The following is a 22,278-nucleotide window of genomic DNA, read 5'->3' on the forward strand; positions in this document are numbered from 1 at the left end:
CTCAACTCCGAAACGGGATGGGTATATCTCCCGTCTTCTGCTCGAATGTTTCGATTGCTTTGGCTGTAGGCTCAATACGATAGCAGAGGTAGACCGTTGATTGTTTCCTCAGGTTCATCCGGTGCTGGTGAGAAGCGTTGGTATCAGAAAGCCCCTACGCGTGGTGCGGAAATTATCACGAAGCGTTTTGCAGACATCGCACCAAATACGAACCTGCGTTTTGATTCAGGGTTCGGGCAACCTAGTGCACCACGGGTGTTGCGGCCGTCCAAGCTGGATTCAGAGTTCATCGATTTCACGCTTCTCTTCGACGTAACTAGCTGGGAGTTCCTTGCTGACGCCACGACATCGGCGCAATCGCAGATACTTGGAGCAATTGTTGCACTAGCGGCCATTACTTCAGAAGAGATATCCGCACTAAAGCAACGCTGCAAAAAGCTGGATATTCCCCTTGTTTCAGTGGGCATTGACGACGCCCCGACGCCGGAACCATTGGCTGATTTCCATCCCGATGCTCATCAGCACCTACCGCAAGACATCTTTTGGGATTCGAGCAACGACTACGGCCCCGTTGGAAACGACACAGGTGCAGATGTGCTTGGTTTGTATCGAGCCTGGCTAGTCAACCATGACGCCAATACGCGTGCCAGTTTTTTTCACGACCTGTTAGCCCAGTGGCAGCTTGACGTAGTCCAGGACATTACAGCAGAAGAGCTTGAAGTAAGGCTGCGGGATTCAGAATACGAGCTGTTGACTTGGGATGATGCAATCATTGGTTGGGCGGTTTCTCAGATTGCCTGTGACGGGTCAATTGACTCTGAGGTTCGCCGTCTTGCAGAAGTCGCAGTCGCACGTCAATCAGATAGCACAGTTGTCGAATATCGCGGCTGGACTTCTTCCGCTGACCGCGTTGCGGCACTGAAGGTGGTGTCAGAAGCGGTCCGACTCGCTCCCCATGCGTAGCAGCTCCGTAGAGGCTACCACCCGGTATTATCGATTCGGGCAACTGACAAAGAAGGCGTCGTCCTGAGCACCCTTAAACTCGCGGCGGTGCAGCTCACTTCCCTCGGGAGCCAACTGACCAAGAGTGCCTCGTCCGTAGCGGTTGGCCGGCTCCGCCAACTCGCAGAGGTGTCCCAACTCGGCCAAGACCGCCGCAGATATCTCGAGGTACCGAGCCGCCGAAGCTGGTCCATCTTCTGAAGCCTGCTCGGAGCCGAATCGGAAGGAAGCGATGTCCATCGCTGCGGATTGCGGGAGGATTCTCGCCACTGTGTCGGACGATGAAGCCGACGCGTCGAAGCAAAATGGAATTCTCGGCCCACAGTGAGCCGCCGCCGGTAAAACAAATTTGCGGTCATCACCACTTACGGCTACATTCTGAACGGCCGCGGTAGCCTGCGTCTCCGCGTTACACTGTCGCTTTGTCCCAGCCACTGCTTGGAGGTCTCCAAATGGCCACACCTGCGTCCAAGTGTCATTGGGCGCTTCAAACAGAGCCACTAATGGGCGCTTCAAACGAGGCCAGTTGGTTGAGAGACCTGGTTAGTTCGTAGCTTCTTTGTTCTCTTCGTCGCCCGACCCGGTGGGCGCTTTGGTCTGTTTTGGCCCGGTTTGGAGTTTTTCGGAGCCGGTGGGCGCTTTGGCCCTGTTTGACTCCTCGGCGCGGCGGCTCAGTCGGTAGCTCTTGCCGGTGATGGTGAGGATTTCGGCGTGGTGTAGGAACCGATCGAGGATCGCTGTGGCGGTCGGGACATCCCCCAGCAGCTTGCCCCAATCCTCGAGTGGTCGATTCGTCGTCATCATGGTGCTGCGCGTTTCGTGGCGCCGCATCACGATCTCGAACAAGAACTCGCCACTCCGCTTGGGGAGCTGCTTCATGCCGAAGTCGTCGATGATCAACAGGTCCGGCTTGAGGTAGCGATTCATGACCCTCTGGTGGCCCTCCATCGCTTCGTCGTGCAAGAAGTCGCGGACCACGTCGAAGATGCTGCGGTACAGAACCACGTAACCGAGCTTGATGAGCTGATAGCCGATGGCTTGGATGAGATGGCTCTTGCCGGTTCCGGGAGGTCCGCACAACAACACGTCGCGATGATCGTTCAGGAACCGACCGGTCGATAGGTCGTAAACGACGTTCCTCTTGATCGACGTATTAAAACTCCAATCGAAATCCGTCAAGACCTTCAGCTCCCTGAAAGAGGCGGCCTTCACGCGGCGGGCGATCTGTCGTTGGCCGCGGATAAGCATCTCGTCTTGCAAGATCAGCTCCAAGAACTCGACATGCGTCAGGCCGTTGCCGCTGGCTTCTTGAAGCCGGAGTTCTAGCGTCTCGGCGAGGCCCGACAGACGCAGTCTTCTCAACGTCGTGGAGAGCGTTTCGTTCATGAGCGGTAAGCCTCCGTTCTAAAGTCAACACGGACGACGTCGCCGTAGTCCGACAAGTTACGGATGATGGGGTGCTGATCAAGGAACTCGAACGTTCCCTGCTTGGACGCCGAATGCTCGATCAGCTTGCGGATCGTTGGTAAGCGATAAGATTGAAACGAATGGGCCGTTTCGCACGCTTGTTCGATCACCTGGGCGGGGTGCTTCCGCGACAGATTCAAGAGCCCCTGCAGCACCCGGACCGCTTCGACACCGCGTGTGGCTACCAAGCCGTGCGACCAATCCTTGGTGTTTTCGCCGATAAAACTGGCCTTTTTCAGCAGCCACTCGGCGCCCCGTTCGACGGGGCTGATCTTCTCCGAGGCGATGTGCTCGGGCAGGGTGCTGAACCTGCCTGGCGACTGCGTGGCGTGCGTGCAGAGGACCTCCATCTGGTCATTGAGAACGCGGACCAAGTGGGAATCCCACCGCACCCATAGCGTGCGTCCCAAGTACTCTGGCGGCACGCTGTAGTACGACTTGGCGACCGCGATGTGCCCGTCGCGACTGACAATGCGTTGACCTTCCTGGAAGCAAGGGAAGCGCTCGCGCGGCAACGCCCCCAGCGTGGGGCGTTCCACCTCACGGAAGTGCTTCAGCACTTGCTGCTGCGTCGTGCCGTGAATCCGCGTGTCGGCAACCGTGGTTTCCCAGTGCAGCAGGTGGTCGTTCTGCTCACGCAGGCTGCTGAACGTAAGTCCCTTCAGCGCGTTCTCCTGGACATAGGCCACCCCTCGTTCGACCTTGCCCTTGTGACGCGGCATGCGTGGCTTGGTCGGTAAGAGCGCGGCGCCGTAGTGCTCGCAGAAGCTGCGTAGCTTCGGATTGAGATCGGGGTCGTACCAATCGGCCTTCAGCACGGCCGCTTTGAGATTGTCAGGGACCAGCGTCTTGGGCACGCCGCCAAAATGCCAAAACGCATGCTCCAAACAATGAATCAGATCGTCGGTAGTCTGCCGATAGACGACCTCGCTATACGCCTTGCGCGAATGGCTCAGCACGACTCGCAAGACATGCGTCCGACGGCGACTGCCGTCCGCCGCGACGATCGGCGCCCCGGCGCCAAAGTCGATCTGGGCTTCTTGGCCAGGGGCGACTTCCATCCGCCGAAACGGCAGCGGCGTGTTCTGGCTGAGCTTGGCTACCACGGCGATTGCGCCAAGCTAGGCAATATGCGACCCTCTAGGCAAGCCGGCGTTTGGAATGGCAGCAGGTGTTGCCTGGCGGCCGGCGGGACCTGGAGGGATGGGCATGGGCGCCAAGGCGAGCGTGCGGATTGCGGAGCATTTCGAGGGCCTCACCGACCCGCGTCGGCGTGAGGTGACCTACCCGCTGGTGAACATCGTGGCGATGGCGTTGTGCGCGGTGCTGAGCGGGGCGGACGACTTCGTGGCGATCGCCGACTGGTCGCGGGAGAAGAAGGATTGGCTGGCGAGATTCTTGGACATGAGCAGTGGGGTCCCCTCGCACGACCGCTTCAACGCGGTCTTCGCGGCGATCAAGCCGGCGGAGTTCGAGAAGTGCCTGCTGAGCTTCATCACGGCGTTGCACGAGGTGACCGAAGGGCAGGTGATCGCGATCGACGGCAAGACCTTACGGAGGAGCTTCGACGCGGCGAGCAGCAAGGCGCCGATCCACATGGTCAGCGCGTGGGCGTCGGCCAATCACATCGCGCTGGGGCAGGTGGTCACCGACGCGAAGAGCAACGAGATCACGGCCATTCCCAAGCTGCTGGATATCCTAGAAATCCAGGGGTGTTTGGTGACGATCGATGCGATGGGCTGCCAGCGGGAGATCGCCGAGCAGATCGTCGTGGGAGGGGGGGACTACGTGCTGGCGGTCAAGGGGAACCAGCCCAATCTGCACACAGCGATCAAGGGCTTCTTCGCCGCCCACCTCGAAGACGATTGCAGCGGCATCGATTGCCGCCGCTCCGAGTCGCACGAGAAGGGGCACGGCCGGCAGGACGATCGCTACTACTACTTAGCGAAGCTTCCGGACGGGTTCGACGAGGGGAGCAAGTGGCGCGGGCTCAAGGCGATCAGCCTGGCGTGCCGCATCACGACCCACGCCGACGGAACACAGACGCACGACACCCGCTACTACATCGCCAGCCGCTACCTCAGCGGCCAAAAGTTCGCCGACGCGGTCCGTGGCCACTGGGCGATCGAGAACGCGTTGCACTGGCAACTAGACGTCACCTTCGGCGAAGACCAATGCCGCATCCGCAAAGGCCACGCCGACGCCAACTTCAGCCTGCTGCGCAGGACAGCGCTGAGCCTGCTCAAGAACAACACCTCACGCAAGCTGGGCGTCAAGAACAAACGCCTCGCGGCCGCATGGAGCGACCAGTATCGGCTGGAAGTCCTGTGCGGGAGGTGAGTTATGGTGCGATCGCCCTGGCTTGGCTACGAACCGGCGTACGCTGTGGTACTTGCCGGTAAATCCGTGCTCGGCGACTAGGTCTTGGAAGATCCGCTGGGCCGCTAAGCCTTGCTCAAGCTTGGCAAGCACCAAGCCGCGGAACGGGTCGCACAGACTCCGCGACCCGGGGGGCGCTTTGGCCCTGTTTGGGGGGGCTTCGGCAGCCTCCGACCCGGGAGGCGCTTTGGCACTGTTTGAACCCTCCGGCCCGTCGCTCTGGAGCGTCGGCCCGGAGCCCGCCAGCAACTGACGTGCAACGGCGCCACGACTAATCCCCAGCTCCCGAGCGATCCGCCGCTGCGACCAGCCTTGCAACTGTAACGTCCTAATGGACAACACTTTAGCCACCTTCAATCGGTTCGCCATGCGATCAGTTCCATTGCTCAGACGAAAGCAATGCAGCCTACGCGGCAAACCGCCTTAGTGGCCCTGTTTCAAGCGCCTGTCGCTGGTACTGTTTGAGCGCCCCGTGACATCCAAGGCAGCTATTTCCGTTGCAATCGCTTGCGTTGTTGTAGGACTGGCATTTTTTACCTGGAATAGCTCTGTGGCCCAGCAAGCAGACATTGGCAAAACGAGAACCCAACCGAATATGCTTTGGAGGGGCGTGTCGTCAAACGCCCGCCTGGAAGTATGCCGGACGAGGGTCCCTGGCGGCTGGTTCGTGTTTGTGACTAAGAATTCAACGAGAGTGACAGAACCGAGTCCGCAGCCGGGTTCGGGAGCATTCTTCTACCCCGACCCTGAACACAAATGGAATGGTACGAGCCAATAGGGGTAGAGGTGCCCCGCGGCGGCGTGAAACGCCGCAGCACTTTCTGGCCCTCCTCGAACTCGCCGCGGTGCAGCTCAACTTCCCTCGCGAGCCTGAATGGCCAACTGGCCGAGCGTGCATTATCTGCGGCGGTTGGCCGGCTCCGCCAACTTGCGGCGGTGTCCCAGCTCGGCCAAGATCTCCGTGGCTGCAAGCCGTTCGCCGCGGCGGTTTGGGCCATGAGCGTGCGGATCAGGTTTGTAGGCGCGGGCGTGAGCCCAGATCTCCTTGTGAAGCCAAGCACTCCATCCCCAACTCGGGCAGCCGCTAGAAGACGCCAGCAGCCCGCCGATCAGTCTCAGCAACCAAACCCAACCCGCCTTTTGACTTGCAACCAGTAGCCTCCCAGCTCACCCTGCTACTCGTAAAGAATTCAAGGTGGTGCACGAATCAGTTCTGGTACAGTCCGCAATCGACTTGTGGACCGAGGGCTTCGCTGGTAAGCATGAGGCCCAGATCATTGGACCAAAGGACATTGCCACGGCCCTGGTTCTAGCGTCGAGGCTAGGCTCGCGAATGGATCGCCCCCCCGTGCTGCCGAGCGGATTCGAATATGTTGCAACGATCATCCGATCAAATCGCGTTCCCGACGCTCGACGATCAACAGATTGCGCAGGTAGCGGAGCTGGCGGAGCTTACTCACTTCAAGGACGGGGAGGAGCTGATCGCACATGCTCAGAAGGACTATCCCTTCTATGTGATCCGCACCGGCCGGGTGCTGATCGTTGAGCGAGACGACGGTCAGGACAGGCCGATCGCGACGCACTGCGCCCGGGCGTTCGTGGGCGACGTCGACATGCTGACGGGCCGATCGTCGATGTTCGTGGCGCTGGCGGACGGGCCGGTCGATGCGTACCGGCTATGCGCCATCGGACTTCGCCGCTTGTTGCGCGACCGTCCGACGATCGGCGAGGTGCTGCTGGAGGCCTTCCAGATGCGGCGGCAGATGCTGGCGGACCTGCCGTTTGTCGGCGTACGCGTCGTGGGACGCGCCAAACAGGCCCAGACCACACGTCTGCTCGAGTTCCTATACAAGAACCACGTTCCGAACACGTACTTCGACGCCGACGACGCACCTGGGATGGGCGAGCTGGTCAGGCTGGCCGCGCAGACGCTGCCGCTGCCGGTGGTCCGCTGCAACGGCCACACGGTGGGCGACCCTTCGCTTCCAAGGCTGGCCGAGTGCATCGGCATCAACCGCAATGTGGACCAACAGAGGTTCGACCTTGTGATCGTAGGCTCCGGGCCGGCCGGGCTGGCCGCAGCCGTATACGCCTCCTCCGAGGGGGTTAGCACACTTGTTATCGATAGTGTCGGCCCAGGGGGACAGGCCGGGAGCAGCTCGAAGATCGAGAACTTCATGGGGTTCCCGTCCGGCCTCAGCGGAAGCGAGTTGGCCGGCCGAGGCTACCTGCAGGCGCTCAAATTTGGGACGCAGTTCATCGCCCCGATCACGGTCTCGGCGATCGAGCCTCAGCCTTCTGGCGAGCACCACCTGACGCTCTGCTCCGGCCAGACGGCGCGGGCGCGTTGCGTGCTGGTCGCCAGCGGCGTCTCCTACCGCCAGCTCGACCTGGCGGGCTGTCGCGAGTTCGAGGGGGCGGGCGTCTACTACGCAGCCACCTCCGTGGAGTCGCGCGCGTGCGAGGGGGACGTGGCGGTGGTGGTCGGCGGCGGCAACTCCGCCGGTCAGGCGGCCATGTTCCTCGCGGCGCACGCCCGAGAAGTCAAAGTGCTGATCCGCGGCAACGACCTGCGGGCGAAGATGTCTTCCTACTTGGCGGAGCGGGTGCTCCAGCACCCTAACATCCGCGTGATCCTTAACGCTGAGGTCGCGGCGGTTGAAGGCGACGTGTGCGTCCGTTCGATCCAGCTCCGCGACCGCACGAACGGTGCGACTAGCCGAGCAGACTGCGCGGGGCTCTTCATCTTTGTCGGCGCCAAGCCGCACACTGAGTGGCTTCCACGCGACGTGCTGCTAGATGAAAACGGCTTTGTCGTGACGGGATCGGCGTTTTTTGGTCAGGACGCATCGCTGCGCTCTCGCTGGCCGTTGGAGAGACCCCCGTGTGATCTTGAAACCACGGTTCCGGGAATCCTCGCGGCGGGTGACGTTCGCAGCGGCGCCCTCAAGCGCTGTGGATTTGCGGTGGGCGAGGGCTCGTTGGCTGTGGCGTGCGTGCACCGCTTACTCAGCCTAGCCTGACGCCGCCATGGAAGAGCAGAAACGCCTCAACCCGACTGGCTACGCCTACCCCGCACACCTCGCCGCGGCGCTGCGTCGGGGCTGGGCGGACCGCGCCCTCGACCCTGCGCTGCTGCCGTGCTCCGACTCGGTCGAGCTGTTGATCGACACCATGTACCAAGCAAGCTTGCTGCGAGAAGAATCACAAGGGGTGCAGTGCCGGATTATCGCCGCGGGCCCGAGCACGTTTGACTCCGCCCTGCGGGACGGCGCCAGCAGCCTACAGGTGTTGCGCTTCAACGAGCCGTTTGACTTCACCCCCCACCAGCTCAGGAAACTCGCGGGCGCCTCCGGATACTACCGGTCGCTGCTGGCGGTGGACTGCGACTCGGGGGGCCCTCCGCTCATCTGGGGGATGGTTATCACCGGCACTGATTGGGTCAACCGAGTCATCACGGACAAGGCGGACGATGACCCGCTGCCGCAGCGCCTGGTGGTCCACTGCATCGGCCCGGGCCACCTGCTAGCAGCGGCCGGAGACATCCGCGTGGTGGAATCGTCGGGCGGCAAGCTGCTTACCGAGGGCTTTGATCCGTTCCGCTCTCAGTGGCTGCCGGGCCGCTTCGGCGCCATGCGGGCGAATATGATCCAGCAGCTCGAAGGCCAGCAGCCTTCGGGCGGTTCGACGACTCGGCTGTGCGATTCGTTCGTGCGCGACGTGGCCCAGCGCGTGGTGCGAAGGGCTCTCCGCTTGGTGCGGACGCGCGGGCACGGCGGAATGCTCATCTACCTGGCCGACGCGGACGTCCAGCGGGCCGAGCTCGGTCGCTGGCTGCGTTTCCGGGTTCGGTTCGCGGACGACGACTCGACCCTCCGGTTTGTTCGCCTGATGAAGCGGCTGATGGAGCGGGCACTGCAGCTCGGGGTCGAGCTCGGCTTGGCGGAGGTGACCTACGAAGACTTCCGCCAGATGCGCGACGTGCGGCTCGACGAACTCAAGGGAGCGATCATCGAACTCGGCCATGTGTTCGCGGACATGATGAGCGTCGACGGGGCCCTGGTGCTCGATCGAGGCTTCCGCTTGATCGGGTTCGGCGCCGAGATCTTAGGAGACTCTCACGTGGACACTGTGTTCCGCGCCCTCGACCTCGAAGCGACGCGCAGCGTTCCGGAGCGGGCCGACATGTCGGGCACGCGTCACCGCTCGGCCTACCGCCTGGTGCGCGGGCTGCCTGAGACCATCGCGGTGGTGGTTTCCCAAGACGGCGACGTCCGGTTCATCGCCCAGACCGACCCCGGGATCACCTGCTGGCACTACCTGCCATAGCCGGAGTGCAGCGCGATAGCACAATACTGCATCCGCCGAGCCCGTTTACCCCCGCGGGCCCCGGACTCTCTGTACGGTTCGACGAATGGGCGTCGCGCCCGGCGCTTTAGACGCCTTGCGCCGTCCATGGTACGCGGCGCATCAAATAAAAGTTGACGGAAGCCGTCTTTGCCGAATGCAGCTGCTCAGCCTCGCGTCGAAGCACTATTCTAATCCACATGGTTGGCAACGCCCTCCGGGGACTCTCGCGGCGGCGTTCGGCTGCTGCACCTAACGGGAAGTCGATTTTCTCGCCGAGACGCTCGCCTCGCCTGCAACATTGGGATTCTACGAACGGGCGGCGCTTGGCCCACCACTGGCGGACTTTGTCTCAGCGCGACTTGCTAAGGTGCAGATTTCCTCGGATCCTAATCAGGTATCCATTCTGCGATCGGAGAGCTGCACGTCGGCTGGTTCAGTGGAGTCTGAGTTTCGCTATCGTGATCGCCGCTTCACCGCGTAGCCGTAAGGAATTGGCCATGCGGGTTCACCGCCGAGTTCCTGCGCGGCCTTGATCGCCCAGTAGGGTTCACGGAGCATTTCGCGGGCCAGCAGTACCAGGTCGGCATCGCCGCTGGTGATGATTTCGTTGGCGTCCTTGGCCTGGGTGATCAGCCCCACAGCGCCGGTCTTGATCGAGGCCTCGTGGCGAATCTGGCGGGAGAATGGCACCTGGTAGCCCTTGCCCACCGCGATGCTGGCCTTGGGCACCAGCGCGCCGCTGGAGACGTCGATCAGATCTACGCCCAGTGCTTTCAGTTCCCGCGAGAGCACCACCGACTGCTCGACGTCCCATCCGCCGTCGGTCCAGTCTGTGGCCGAGATGCGAACGAACACCGGCAGTTCGTCGGGCGTCAGCCGGCGGATGCGATCGGCAACCTCTAGCGTGAGCCGCATGCGGTTCTCGAGACTGCCGCCGTACCGGTCGGTCCGCTGGTTCGCCAGTGGTGAGAGGAACTCGTGCAGCAAGTAACCGTGCGCGGCGTGAATTTCGATCACGCGAAACCCCGCTTCGAGCGCGCGGCGCGTCGCGGCCTCGAACGCGGCCGTCACTTCCTCAATGCCAGACTTCTCGAGTGGCGTCGGTGCGGGGTCGCCTTCGTTGAATGGCAGCGGACTCGGGGCCACCGCTTCCCATCCACCCTGGTCGGCGTTCAGCACAGCACCACCCCGCCACGGCACGTCGCAACTCGCCTTGCGGCCAGCGTGCGCCAATTGGATTCCGGCCACGGAGCCTTGCGAATGAATGAACTCGGCGATGCGTGCCAGCGGTGCGATGTGCTGGTCGCCCCAAATGCCTAGATCGCCCGGTGATATCCGGCCCTGGGGCGTGATGGCCGTTGCTTCGGCGATCACTAGCGCCGCGCCGCCTGAGGCGCGACTGCCGAGATGCACCAAGTGCCAGTCGCTGGCCAATCCGTCTTCGGCAACGTACTGGCACATGGGCGAAACGACGATGCGATTACGAAAGGTTACGCCGCGGATGCTGAGCGGCGTCAAGAGATCGATCTCCGGCACTTCGCGATCGTGGTCGGTTCCTGCCAGACAACCTTGGCCCGATGGCGACTTACCAGCTCGGCTCGAATCGCGTTCCGACATGCTTTCTGATCCCGGTGGAGACCTGCGGAAGCATGCAACGAGCGTTGTATGCAGGCCGCAACCCTTGGCCAAAGTATTGGAATCCCGGCATCGCGCTCCGTCAACAACGACGTGCACGAATTCGTATTGCCCCCGCATTGCTTCCTTGCCCAGCAGCCATATACTTCGGACCGCCAGCAGACCCCCGCTCCCCGTCAGGAAAGAGCCGATGTTCAAAGCCTATGCCGCCAGTTCCTCCGAAAGCGGTTTCGAAGTTATCGAGTTCGATCCCGGCCCGTTGGGCGCCGACGAAGTGGAAGTGGCCGTCGAGTATTGCGGTCTCTGCCACAGCGACTTGAGCATGAAGCGCAACGAGTGGAACATGACTGAGTACCCGTTCGTCGGCGGGCACGAAGTGGCAGGCCGCATCGAGCAGTTGGGCAGCGACGTTCAAGGCCTGGAAGTTGGCCAGCGCGTCGGCATCGGTTGGACGTCAGCCAGTTGCCTGCGGTGCGACCAGTGCCAAAGCGGCTATCAGAATCGCTGCCCAACTGCCGAAGGAACTATCGTCGGTCGACACGGCGGCTTCGCCGATCGTGTGCGCGCCCAGGCCGCGTGGACGATTCCCATACCCGAAGGAGTCGATTCCGTAGATTGTGGCCCGCTGTTCTGTGGGGGCCTGACGGTATTCAATCCGTTCGTCGAGAACAGCATCCTGCCTACCGCACGCGTAGCGGTGATCGGCATCGGCGGCCTGGGTCACATGGCGCTGCAGTTCGCCAATGCGTGGGGCTGCGACGTCACCGTGTTCAGCACCTCGCCCGACAAGGAGGAAGAAGCTCGCCAGATGGGCGCCCATCAATTTCTGAGCACCCGCGACCCGCAGGCCCTGGAGTCGGTGGTCGGCAAGTTCGATATGGTGCTCGACACTGTGGATGCCTCACTGGACTGGGACGCTTACCTCGCGACGCTACGCCCCGGCGGAAAACTGCACATGGTGGGCGCCGCCGAGAAAGTTGAGGCGACGGTGTTTCCGATGATCATGGGGCAAAAATCGATCGGTGCTTCGCCCACGGGTAGTATCACGCGTGCTAAAGAGATGCTTGAGTTCTGCGCTCGCCACCAGATCAAGCCGATGGTGGAGAACTTCGCGATGAGCGACATCAACACGGCCTTCCAGCGGCTAATCGATGGCAAGGCCCGCTACCGCATTGTGCTGAAGGCGGACTGGTAGTGCAGCGGTTCCGCTCGCCGCGAAGCTTCGGGTAACCCTAATCGCCGCTGAAGGACGGTAAACATAGTCCCAAAGCAAGCGAAGCGGAGTTCCGCCGGTAGCGCCCTCGCCGCGTCGTGTTCTCAAGTCCAGGCGTCGAAAGGGACGCACAGTAAATTGCTGAGGGGATGTACACTGCGGCGAGTGGGCCGTGTCTGATACCACTCGCTATTCGACAAGGTTTCTGAGCGTACGCATCGCTGACGCAGAAATCTTCTGGATACGACCCTCGCACTTGGTAAGCCAGCGAAACTGAGCAGAAGTCGACCCAAGTCTCTCCGATCTGGCCCAGCTGAAGTTGCCGCAAGGCTCCGAACCTGCCGAAGCGGGAAACGTCTCAGCACGTTCGGCGAGGTACAAACCCGCGGAGGTGCAGCTCTCCTCCGTCGGATCGCGGACTGCCCAGCTGACCGAGGGCGCATCAGCCAGCACGACCAGGGTCGATGCCGACCTGCGGGCGGTGTCAGCCGGGTCGGGACACCGCTGCGAGTTGGCGCCGGGCAGCCAGCGTGCGTCGGCTGGTCCATCTCGGGCAACTTGGCCGGTGCCGGATCTGAGGGAAGAGATGTCCACCGCCGCGGATTGGCCAAGTGCCCAAGCTAATTCTGCATAAGCGGCGGCCCAGTCGGATCGTCAGTCGGCAAAGCTTGCGGGCGACCGGAGTTACGGCGACAATCGGGGCGTCTACTTATGAGGTTAGGCAAAATCGTTTCTGTAAATTTGTTGTTCTGCAATAAGATTCTCGGCTGCCAATGAACGCTTACGAAGTGCTTCGGGACATCCACCCAATCGGAAGCCGACTCGTTGGCATAGTGACTGGCCGCACCGAAATCGAAATGACTCACGGTTTCCCGGGTGGGCACGTTACGCTCGATACATCCTCTGAGTTCCGAGCCATTCTCTTGTATGACCACCTCACTGACGATCATTCGCGATTCGACCCTGAACTGATTCCAAACCTCGGATCTCAGATCGCAACTGTAGTGGACCCCGGAAACTGGACCACCTGATAGGATGCGATCCGGCGTCGGCCGGGTTGCGGATCAGGAGGCTTGAGGATGGGCAGGAAGCGGCGGGAGTTTTCTTCGTCGTTCAGGGCGAAGGTTGCGTTGGCGGCGGCGAATGGGGACGCGACGCTCGCGGAGCTTGCGAGCAAGCACGGGGTCTACCCGAACCAGATCTCGGCGTGGAAGAAGCAGCTGCTCGAAGGGGGCGAGCGGTCTGTTCGAGGACGGGCGGAAGCGGAAGGTGACAGACGAGTCGGCGGACGCCGCGGCGCCAGTGCGAGCTGTTAGGGCTGCCAGGGTCGAGCTGCTACTACCAGCCGCTTGGCGAGAGTAAGGCGAACCTGGCGTTGATGCGACAGATCGACGAGCTGTACACGCGATGGCCGTTCTATGGCAGCCGGCGGCTGGCCGACGAGCTCGGGGTGAACCGCAAGCGTCTGCAGCGGCTGATGGGGCTGATGGGAATCGAGGCGGTCTACCCGAAGCGATCGACGACGCGGCGTGCCGCGGGACACCAGGTCTACCCGTACCTGCTGAGGAACGTGGAGGTCGGGGTCGATTAGGTGTGGAGCAGCGACATCACGTACGTGCCGCTGGCGGGTGGTTTTGCTGTACTTGGCTGCGGTGATGGACTGGTTCAGCCGGAAGGTGCTCAGTTGGGGGCTGTCGAACACGTTGGACGGGTTGTTCTGCTGCGAGGCGCTCGACGCGGCGCTCGCGGGAGCGGCCGGAGGTGTTCAACACGGAACAGGGCTGCCAGTTGACGTCGCGGGCATTCACGCAGCGGCTGGAAGTGTGTGGGGTGGAGATCAGCATGGACGGCAAGGGGCGGGCGCTCGACAACGTGTTCATCGAGAGGCTGTGGCGGAGCGTCAAGTACGAGGAGATGAACCTGAAGAGCTACGCGAGCGTCGCGGAGGCCCAACGCGGCCTATCGTGCTACTTCGAGGTCTACAACAACCGAAGGCGACATCAGTCACTGAAACGCCGTACGCCGAGTGAGGTCTGCGAAGAAGGGCTCAAGACGGCGCCCCCAAGCGGGCGAACTTCTCAGAGCTAGCCGGAATTATTGGGGAGCACGCAATCAGTGGCCCCTGCCGTCGCAGGGTCCGCGGCCGTGCGTGACCTTCGGAGGGTCCCACGGGCCGCCAAGGCGGCTAACTACTAAACCACCCTTCGGGTGGTCCAGTGGATGGGGTCCACTACAGCTGGACAACCGGCTACCCGCTACGAGTCCGAATGACTTTCGTAGCTACAACCATTAACCCGCAGTCCAAGGCGCGCTGCCGATAGCCGGTGCCAGACCTTGTACATTAGGCGGCTTGGTCGAGTGCCCTTACATCGCCTCATCGCTTCTGAGGCACCCACACCCCCGCATATCTGGTTAATCTTAGAGTCGCTGATGTTGAACAAGCCTCCCGCTCTGAGGCCATCCTCGAACTCGCGCAGGTGCAGCTCACCTCTTTTGGGGTTGCGGACTGGCCAACGGACCGAGGGCGCTGCAGACAGTACGACCAGGGTCGATGTCGACCTGCGGGCGGTGTGTGCCGGGTCAGGACACCGCCGCGAGTTGATGCTGGCCAGCACGCGCGTCGACTGGTCCATCTCCGACAGGTTGGCTGGAGCCAAATCTGAACGAAGTGACGGCCACCTCAGCGACTTCGCCGAACCTCCAAGCCGTTTCTGCATCAGCAGCGGACCGGTCGGATCGTCAGGCGGCGAAGCTTGCGAACGACTGTGGTTACGGCGACAATGAGCGTGGCTGCAAATTGGGTTAGGCGGAATCGCTTCTGTACATTTTTTGTTCTGTCGCAAGGCCCGGATGCGGGAACATCATGAATAATTCAAGCAGAAACTCGTTCTTTCGTCGGCCACAGTGGTTCATTCCAACTACGTGGGCTGACGTGGTGCAACGAACCGGCATTCGGATTGGTTTCTGCGCCCTTCCGTACCTTGTGATCGCTTATGGGTTGGCTGCGTACAACGACGATCGCTTGCTACACTCGTGGGCATTCTGGTGGTGCGTAATTATCATTCCCGGTGCAGGATTATTCCTCGACTTATGGCGGCTCCAGAAAATGCAACGATCCATATGAGAGACCCCGCAACGGAGAATTCAACTGTCAAAGTCGATGTCCAACTGGCCGGCCAAAGCATCCTGGTAGCAACGGAGGACCAGAACCAAACGCGAATGAATGTCGCCAGACATTCATTCGCACTCCATTTTGCGACAGAACCATCGGTTGCAACGGAGCGTCGGTTGCCGGCGATTCCGTCTGCTTGCAAGTCGTTCGCCGCCGCCCGCTGAACCGTAGCGTTAGGCCCTCGCCATGCCAACATTCGGTCGAGACGGAGAACTGTACACGATCAGCTACATCACCGGACCGCGGCATGTATGGCTCGACGTTCAATTCGCCGATGAGCACGTAACCGATCCCGAGATCGTCAAGCGACCACCGCTCGGTGCGTGCAATCACGGTGGCCTTAGCCCATGTCAGATCGTCGAGGCGGTCGTTGCCGGCGCGGAGGGCTCCGGCAAGTTCCCCAAGAGGATTGAGTTCAGAGAAAACGACTCTCCCGATTATGTTCTGTATGCTCACTGCAGCCGATTGCTGGCTAGACACGCTGCAACCGACGGGGCCTAACTACCGGCTGCAGTTGACCGGCGACGCCCGCGAGTAGAATGTTGTGGTCGGTTGAAAGCCCACTCTCGCTGGCGGCCGGCAACTGAGCCTTTTACGGTTGGACGGCCTGCGCAAGTGCCTTCAGACCGCGGCCGACGCTGCCGCGGTCCCGGCACCGCAGCAGATCTGGTCGTCCATCAAGTTGCTGAAGTCGGGCAGACACCGGCGGATCCCCCTCCGGCGCAACTTGCGGCGGTGCAGCTCACTCATGCAGGTCGATATGGGTCCAGTTTTGCAGCGTATGGGTCGGTCTCTGGAGGTTCGTCCGTCTGCCAAGTCGCCCACTTGGCCGTCCCCCCAACGATCCTGGCATCATCGGTGCAGCTAGCGTGGGCTGCCTGACCTTATCACCGAGCGACAGGAGGTCCCGCAGGACGCCAATCACGGCTGTCGGCAGGCGGAGCCAGGGACGGAGGCAGACGCCGACGGCCTGGAGCCGCTTCCATGTCAGTCAGCTTTGAGAACGTCGCCGTCAAGTACCTACACGCTAAGCCGCTCTCTTGCGGCACCCGCAAGGAGTATCGGCGGACCGTCGCCAAATGGCTCGCCTGGGGTCGAGGCCCCGCTATCGATCGGATCGGCCGATCTGACCTGCGGGACTTTCTGGACTGGGTTTACGAGAAGGCGGCCTCTGATGGCGGATCGAACGCGCGACGCGCAGCGAACTAGGCTCGTGAGAACTTGCGGGCCATCCTGTCGTGGGCCTGGGAGCAGGACTTCCTCAGAATGCTGCCACGCTTCCTGCTGCCCAAAGCGCAACGCGACGTCGCCGGGCGCCTTTACCTGACCAGGTCCGACCTGAACGCGTTCTACTTCGCGACGTACGCGCTGGAGCGACCGCGCGGGTGGAAGCAGTCGCCGACGGTCGGCCACTACTGGCGGGCGGCCCTGGTGGTGTTCTTCAACTACGGCGTAGACACCGGAACGGTCTCCCAATCCGCCTGTTTCCATGAGCAGGTCCTGTGGCGCCACGTCTCGTGGCGGCCCGAGCCCCCGAGCGGACAGGGCGGGGATTCCCGCTACGGCTGGCTGTACTACCGCCGGGTGAAGACCAAGAAGCAGTTCTATCGCCCGATGAACCGCGTCGTGCAGACGCACCTCAAGAGCCTTTGCCCCGACCAGGCTGTGTTCGGTTGCGGCAGCTCGCGTCCCAACGAGCAGTTCCAGCGGCTCTGCAGCTTGGCCGACGTCCAGCCGAAGCAGGACATCGAGACGGGTGAGGAAAAGCCATGGGTCTTGAAGGACCTTCGGAAGACCTGCGCTACGTACTACGACGAGCACATGCCGGAATCGTCGATCGAGATCCTCGGCCACTCTGTAGGCGGTGTGACCTACCGGCGCTACGCCCATCGTGACCCGCTCGCCTTCAAGGCGATCATGTCGCTATCACAGCCGACGGCGTTCGCCGCGCTGTCGCAAGGGCTCGATGGTGAGTGCCCCTGCTGCCGACGGAGGTTCCCTCAAGCGTAGATGCTTGCCAAGGCGGCGCCTCCCAGGTCACCCGAGGAGGCGTCGCCAACGCGGAGCGACCTCTGAGGATGAGCCCGGACGCCAACGCGCTAAGACTGAGACAAGTTCGGCAAGTGCCCGGAGCCGAACCTGAACGAAGTGATGTCTACCTCAGCGACTGAGCCGAACGTCCGGGGGGCCGCGGAGGATGCACCCGACGCGGGTACGCTACCACTGATCTTACGTCAGATAGCCTGACGTGGCGCAGCTGCTTGCGTTAATCGTTAAGCTGTACGCGGTCGAGCGGGAGGCGAAGGACGCATCGTTCGACGAGCGGCTCACGTTACGACAAGAGCGGAGCGTGCCGCTGCTGATGCAGATCGAGGCATGGCTCAACCAAGAGGACGACATGGCCCTCCCACGCTCCCCGATGGCCGGGGCGATCAGCAATCGAGTTGGCGGCATGTCCGTCGGGCAGCATCTGCACCGCTTCTTCCTTGAACTCCTTGGTGAACGTACGGCGGGCCGGCTTCGCTGGCTTCTGCTTCTGACCAGGCATCAAGGGAATGCTGAGGGTGGGCCCATCTTGAGGAATTCACCTGTCCGTGGAATCCGCACCACCTCAACCTGAGGGGGTGCAGAGTCGACGGACAGGCGGGGAGCTTAGAACGGTGGGCGAATGGACCGCCGCGAGTCAATGACCGGCCAACGCTCTAGCAGATAGTCACGCAACACGCCCGCCCAACTCTGCTGCAGCAGCCCTCGACGCTGTGGCGCAAGGTGCTCCCATGCGTATGTCAGGGGCCCACTCGCGTAGTCGCGCAGGGTTCGAGATGGGCGAACTTGCGTCCGGCTCTCCGCGCGTAAGGTCAAGTGGCGGCTTCCTTCCGCTGCGTCGAGACTCGACAGTTCCTCTGGGGGGTCGTCGAACGTGAGCTTGCCCGGTCCGTCCGCCCCGTCACGGGCAAACTCGCTTCGTGAGATCAAGATCCGTCGTGGCGGTCATGGGCCGTCAACCGGGCGTCCGCTTCCTTCTTCTTTCTTCCAATGGACTCTCCCGCAAAGGGCTCGTCGCCCGCGAGCGGCGATGGGCGCCAGAGCACGATGCATCGGAGCGAGGCGGCGCCGGCGCCAGCGGCCGGTCGTCGCGTCGGCAGCCGGAACCGCACCAGCGAAGGTCATTGCCCTTCGCGCGGGCTGCTCGATTCGCCCTCAGGCACTCGCCCCAAAGGAGGCCTGGCGAAGCGAGGGCGCCTTACTGGGGGTAACGTCGCGGCCGCGGCTCGTCCGCGGTAGGTCGTGAGGACGAACGGGAGCGTCCCAGGCCGCCGCTGAGGGCTACCTCTGAACGTGTCAACCATACGGTTTCGGATGGATCAATGTTGCTACGATAAGGGCGTCCGGTGAAGCGGAGTTCGGCTCTGCGGGGACGCAACCGAACGAGCAGTAGCCGGATCGATGGTGCGCCGAAGCGCGCAGGCCCGCGGACGGCTGGTCTGCTCGGGGGCCGCTTTACTGCAGCCCGCTTCGGACACCAGAGCTATCCCTCAGCAAATCCCGGGGTCTGGGGCATAGCCCCAGCAGCTGCGCCTGGATTGTCGGCGTCTGCTGATACGTAAAAAAATGGGCAGCGGGGCCGCCCGGCAGGGCGGCCCATGGGCTCGGCTGCTTCGGGCTGGGTCGCCGACGGTCTTGACGCTAGTTCGTAGAGATCGCCAACGAACGACGTCAGCTTCCGCTGCTCGAGCATCCGCTGCTCGCCCTTTGGCAACTCCTCCGGCGAAGCGACCTTCGGCAGGCCCGCGCCCGCGTAGACGGCGGCTAGCCCCGCGCGGGCTTGTGCTGTGGGCCCCGCTTGCCGCTTCCCCGACCGCGGAGTCTTGCCCCCCGCAGCGCGGTCGAGCGCCGCGAACTTCTGGGCCACCCACATCGGTTTGGCGTAGCGGTACGGCTCGTTGTTCTTGAGCATCAAGAACGCGATGGTGATCAGCTTCCGCGCCACGGCGACGATGGCGACCTGTCGGTTCTTGCGTTTGGCGAGCCGAGGGAAGAACGCGCCCAGCGGCCCGGGGCGCCTCGCCACGTGCTGGCACGACTGGGTCAGCAACCAGCGGGCCTGGCTGCTGCCGGCCTTGGTGATGCAGCCGTCTTGAAGACGGCTGGTGTTGCCCAACGCGGATCGCATTCAGATGGCTTCGGCATGATCGGCACTGGGTTGAACGATTTACTCGTGCCAAGCAGAGAAAAATGTCACGTGGCGGCTCCACTCGTCTACGATCTGGCATCCCCTAGCAAAGCACCTTCGCTGCCGCAAGCAACCAAAAACCTTTCAGCCGTCACGTGCGGCCCAGAAGGCATGTTGGTACCAGCAAAGACGCGGCCTGCTTGATCAGACCCCCCTCCCCTCCCCCGCCGGCCGCCCGGACGCAGCAGCGTCCGAAGCGGCCCGCCGGGAGTGGGGCGCCGCCCCGATCGCTACCGCCGCCGCTGCACCCGTCGCCTCGGCGCCGGCCTCGACAAGGCCCGCTTCTGCTGCGCGAGCCTGCAACAGGCGAGGACGCTGCCCACGACGAGCACGACGACGGTCGGCCAGAACGCGGTGGTGAGCAGCACGGCCAGAACAACGCACGCCCAGAACACGACCCCCCGCGGGGGCGGCCGCGTCCAGAACTCGGGGCGCGGGGCCCCTTGGTTTTCGTTACCCGACAAGGGTTGCCTCCTTGGCTCGAGGGGTTGAAACAATAAGCTCGCTCGCCAGCAGGTTGAGCGACAGGTCGGCGTCCAGCGGCTGCTGGCGCAGCCAGCGGACGAATTGGGAGAGCATCAAGCCGGCGGTCATGCCGGCGGCGTAGATCGTCGACCTCGCCGTGCAGGCGCCCGCCTGGGCCTCGTGCTGCGGAAACAGCGATTGGGAGTAGTGCGCGCGGCTGGCGGCGTCACACGCACTAAGCACCCGCAGGGTCTCGCCCCGCATCCGCCCGTCGGCCCAGAAGCCGACAAGGCCGCCGCCCCCTCGCCAGATGGCCGCGCGGGCGTCGATGGAATCGACGCAGCAGAAGGCCGCGTCCCCCAGCCGGGTCGCCGGGCGCCAGCGGTCCTGCACGGCGTCGACGTTGACCTGCGGATCGATCGCCAGCACCGCGTCGCGGCAGGCGTCGACCTTCCGGCGGCCGACATCGCCGCGGGCGTACCCCTGCGTCGTGACGTTGCTCGCGTCGACCTTGTCAAAATCCACCAGCCGCAGCCGGCGCACGCCGAGCGACGCCAGCTGCACCGCGACCTGCCTGCCGACGGCGCCGACGCCGACCACGGCAGCGTCGAGTAACGCCAGCCTTGCTTGCGGCACCAGCTGCGCCTGCCGCGCGAAGCGGTCTTCCTCGGGTTCTGTAAACATCGGGCTCCTTGGGCTTGGTTAGTCTGGGGGGCAGCTCCAGAGGGCCTCCGCGGCCTCCGGGTCGATCCCGAACAGCCGCTCACCCAGCCCCTCCAGATCATCCCAGTCGGGCTCGGGCTCAACGCAGGCGGCGTACTGGGCGAGCCAAGCCGCGTGGTCGCTGCCGCCGAACGGCTCGTCCCACGCGACCCGCACGGGGAGCCGCTGGCTGGCGCCCGGGCCGGCGCTGACCCCCAGCCGGGCGTACCAGCCCCCACCACGCGCCAGGATCGCCATCACGGCCCAGTCGGCCGGCCCGAACACCCGGGCGAACGTCGCCTCGTCGGTCCCGCTGGGGTGGGGCGAGACGCCGGGGTGGGTGTGGAACCAGATCCGGCCGAACTGTTGGGGGCTAAGCCCGGCGTCGGCCTGCTGGTCGAAGTAGTCGGCCACCGCGGCGTCGTCAAACGCCACGCTCACCGCGCTGCACGCCTGCCGGACCGGCGTTACGTCCCGCACCAAGAGCAGGTCCTGGGGGTCCGAGACGCCGAAGCAGCCGATCTCGGTCGGCCCCGCGTCACGCAAGAACCTGAGCTTGGCCCACGCGTGGGGCGTCAGCCGCAGCGACCGGCGCCGCTGCGGCTGGGGGCGCCTCGTCTTCTGATTCTTTCTCTGCAGTACACGCATCACAAACTCCGTCGGTTAGGCATTGGTAGCAGCAGGTCCCGTCGCAGTCGCTACAGGGTTCCAGACACGCCCGGCAGTGGTGCTCGCCGCAGCCCTCGCACTCCCCGCGGCAGCCGTGGCAGAGGCCCTCGCCGCAGCCCTCGCAGGCGCCCGAGCAGCCGTCGCACACCTCGGCGTCGCAGCGTCCGCACAGCGACCGGTCCTCGTCGTCGACCAGCACGCCGCAGTCGCTGCAGGGGGACCCGTGCCAGCGGTCGAGGTCGACGTAAGCGCTCGACGCGTTGTAGGTCTGCAGGATCTGGCGGACGATCAGCACGTAGTCGTACAGCCGCCCCTCGAGGGCGGCCGCCTGCAGCACGGGGCCCCCCTCCCCTTCGCACAGCCGGTCCTCGACGACGTGCGGGTGGGTGACGCTCTGGTTGGACCCCGGGGCGTGCGGCTCCATCGCGATGACCAGCAGCTGGGGCTGGTCGCCGCCGAGCGTGCCCCAATCGAGCGACAGCAAGAACGGGCCGAGAGCGACCCCCTCGAGCGTGATCGGTCCGGTCGCGACCAGCAGCCGCCGCTGCGGGAGGTTGATCTCGAGCTGCGGGAACTCTTCGTCGATGGCGAGCAGGTCGCGGTAGAGGCCCCCGAGCGTTGGCGCCTGGCCCGCTCGCCGCTCTCGGCACAGGCGCTCGGCCTGTGAGGTGGCCGTGACGGCCAGGTCGCGCAGCGCCCGCTCGAGCCGCGGGCGGAGCCGCCTCGAAGCCGCGCGGTAGTGATGGCGGCAGGCGTGCCGCATCATGCGCGTGAGCCGCGCGACGGCGTCGAGCGGCAGCGGCTCCGCGGGCAGCGGCAGAACGTCTTGGCGGCGGGCGTAGGTCTCGGCGATCGCCGAGGCGGCCCGCCACAACATCTTCTGGCGTGGGTTCATGGGATGGCCGCTTCGCGGCGGGGCTGGGGGCTGGGTAGGCAGTGGCCAGCAAGCAGGCATCCGTGCCCGCCGCTGACCGCTAATGACTAATACCT

17 protein-coding genes and 1 pseudogene are annotated in these 22,278 nt (G+C 63.5%); 9 read left to right on the forward strand and 9 right to left on the reverse strand.

Going from position 1 to position 22,278, the window contains the following annotated elements; genetic code table 11:
* Positions 1 to 96: 96 nt before the first annotated feature.
* Positions 97 to 963 (forward strand): hypothetical protein, encoded by an 867-nt coding sequence (locus Pla175_RS11985; protein WP_145284774.1) that lies wholly within the window; start codon positions 97 to 99, stop codon positions 961 to 963.
* 582 nt (positions 964 to 1,545) lie between these two features.
* Here the strand turns inward: Pla175_RS11985 and istB are convergent.
* Positions 1,546 to 2,388, reverse strand: coding sequence for an IS21-like element helper ATPase IstB (gene istB, locus Pla175_RS11990; protein ID WP_197527462.1), 843 nt, complete (start codon positions 2,386 to 2,388; stop codon positions 1,546 to 1,548).
* Positions 2,385 to 3,575, reverse strand: a complete 1,191-nt coding sequence (istA, locus tag Pla175_RS11995; RefSeq protein WP_145284777.1) for an IS21 family transposase — start codon at positions 3,573 to 3,575, stop codon at positions 2,385 to 2,387. Before istA ends, istB begins: the two co-directional genes overlap by 4 nt.
* 103 nt (positions 3,576 to 3,678) lie before the next feature.
* Between istA and Pla175_RS12000 the strand changes: the two genes are divergently transcribed.
* The 3 genes from Pla175_RS12000 to Pla175_RS12010 all read left to right on the forward strand — a co-directional run bounded on the left by Pla175_RS12000 (position 3,679) and on the right by Pla175_RS12010 (position 9,177).
* Positions 3,679 to 4,809: an ISAs1 family transposase gene (locus Pla175_RS12000; RefSeq protein WP_145284780.1), complete on the forward strand. Its 1,131-nt coding sequence runs from the start codon at positions 3,679 to 3,681 to the stop codon at positions 4,807 to 4,809.
* Between the two features lie 1,409 nt (positions 4,810 to 6,218).
* Positions 6,219 to 7,871 (forward strand): FAD-dependent oxidoreductase, encoded by a 1,653-nt coding sequence (locus tag Pla175_RS12005; protein WP_145284783.1) that lies wholly within the window; start codon positions 6,219 to 6,221, stop codon positions 7,869 to 7,871.
* 7 nt (positions 7,872 to 7,878) lie between these two features.
* A complete protein-coding gene (locus Pla175_RS12010) occupies positions 7,879 to 9,177 on the forward strand; it encodes a putative sensor domain DACNV-containing protein (protein ID WP_231954367.1) in 1,299 nt (432 codons plus the stop codon).
* 474 nt (positions 9,178 to 9,651) lie between these two features.
* On the opposite strand, the gene Pla175_RS12015 is transcribed toward Pla175_RS12010, so the two are convergent.
* Entirely contained in the window at positions 9,652 to 10,815 is a 1,164-nt protein-coding gene (locus tag Pla175_RS12015; RefSeq protein WP_145284786.1) for an NADH:flavin oxidoreductase/NADH oxidase, read from the reverse strand.
* A gap of 208 nt (positions 10,816 to 11,023) precedes the next feature.
* Here Pla175_RS12015 and ahr point away from each other — a divergent pair, with 208 nt between their 5' ends.
* Positions 11,024 to 12,028, forward strand: a complete 1,005-nt coding sequence (ahr, locus tag Pla175_RS12020) for an NADPH-dependent aldehyde reductase Ahr (RefSeq protein ID WP_145284789.1) — start codon at positions 11,024 to 11,026, stop codon at positions 12,026 to 12,028.
* Between the two features lie 1,097 nt (positions 12,029 to 13,125).
* Positions 13,126 to 14,134 (forward strand): annotated as a pseudogene (locus Pla175_RS12025) (IS3 family transposase).
* A gap of 1,705 nt (positions 14,135 to 15,839) precedes the next feature.
* On the opposite strand, the gene Pla175_RS26795 reads toward Pla175_RS12025, so the two are convergent.
* Positions 15,840 to 15,968 carry a hypothetical protein gene (locus Pla175_RS26795; protein WP_261342817.1) on the reverse strand — a complete coding sequence of 43 codons (129 nt, stop codon included), beginning with the start codon at positions 15,966 to 15,968 and terminating at the stop codon, positions 15,840 to 15,842.
* A gap of 234 nt (positions 15,969 to 16,202) precedes the next feature.
* Here Pla175_RS26795 and Pla175_RS12030 point away from each other — a divergent pair, with 234 nt between their 5' ends.
* From Pla175_RS12030 to Pla175_RS12040, 3 genes are all read left to right on the forward strand, one after another.
* A complete protein-coding gene (locus Pla175_RS12030) occupies positions 16,203 to 16,427 on the forward strand; it encodes a site-specific integrase (protein WP_145284792.1) in 225 nt (74 codons plus the stop codon).
* A 57-nt stretch (positions 16,428 to 16,484) separates the two neighbouring features.
* Positions 16,485 to 17,228, forward strand: coding sequence for a site-specific integrase (locus Pla175_RS12035; protein ID WP_145284795.1), 744 nt, complete (start codon positions 16,485 to 16,487; stop codon positions 17,226 to 17,228).
* A 238-nt stretch (positions 17,229 to 17,466) separates the two neighbouring features.
* Positions 17,467 to 17,838 (forward strand): IS66 family transposase, encoded by a 372-nt coding sequence (locus Pla175_RS12040; RefSeq protein WP_145284799.1) that lies wholly within the window; start codon positions 17,467 to 17,469, stop codon positions 17,836 to 17,838.
* Positions 17,839 to 18,747: 909 nt separating this feature from the next.
* On the opposite strand, the gene Pla175_RS12045 is transcribed toward Pla175_RS12040, so the two are convergent.
* The 5 genes from Pla175_RS12045 to Pla175_RS12065 all read right to left on the reverse strand — a co-directional run bounded on the left by Pla175_RS12045 (position 18,748) and on the right by Pla175_RS12065 (position 22,183).
* Positions 18,748 to 19,392, reverse strand: a complete 645-nt coding sequence (locus Pla175_RS12045) for a hypothetical protein (RefSeq protein ID WP_145284802.1) — start codon at positions 19,390 to 19,392, stop codon at positions 18,748 to 18,750.
* Between the two features lie 290 nt (positions 19,393 to 19,682).
* Complete coding sequence (locus Pla175_RS12050; RefSeq protein WP_145284805.1) at positions 19,683 to 19,916, reverse strand: hypothetical protein; 234 nt, start codon at positions 19,914 to 19,916, stop codon at positions 19,683 to 19,685.
* Positions 19,906 to 20,601 carry a ThiF family adenylyltransferase gene (locus tag Pla175_RS12055; protein ID WP_145284808.1) on the reverse strand — a complete coding sequence of 232 codons (696 nt, stop codon included), beginning with the start codon at positions 20,599 to 20,601 and terminating at the stop codon, positions 19,906 to 19,908. The genes Pla175_RS12050 and Pla175_RS12055 overlap by 11 nt, the downstream gene beginning before the upstream one ends.
* An 18-nt stretch (positions 20,602 to 20,619) precedes the next feature.
* The gene (locus Pla175_RS12060) at positions 20,620 to 21,267 is read right to left on the reverse strand and encodes an MPN domain-containing protein (RefSeq protein WP_145284812.1); all 648 of its coding nucleotides are present in this window, start codon (positions 21,265 to 21,267) and stop codon (positions 20,620 to 20,622) included.
* On the reverse strand, positions 21,158 to 22,183 hold the full coding sequence (locus tag Pla175_RS12065; RefSeq protein WP_145284815.1) for a hypothetical protein: 1,026 nt from the start codon (positions 22,181 to 22,183) through the stop codon (positions 21,158 to 21,160). Before Pla175_RS12065 ends, Pla175_RS12060 begins: the two co-directional genes overlap by 110 nt.
* Between the last annotated feature and the right edge of the window lie 95 nt (positions 22,184 to 22,278).

Source organism: Pirellulimonas nuda (assembly GCF_007750855.1).
GTDB classification, from domain to species: domain Bacteria; phylum Planctomycetota; class Planctomycetia; order Pirellulales; family Lacipirellulaceae; genus Pirellulimonas; species Pirellulimonas nuda.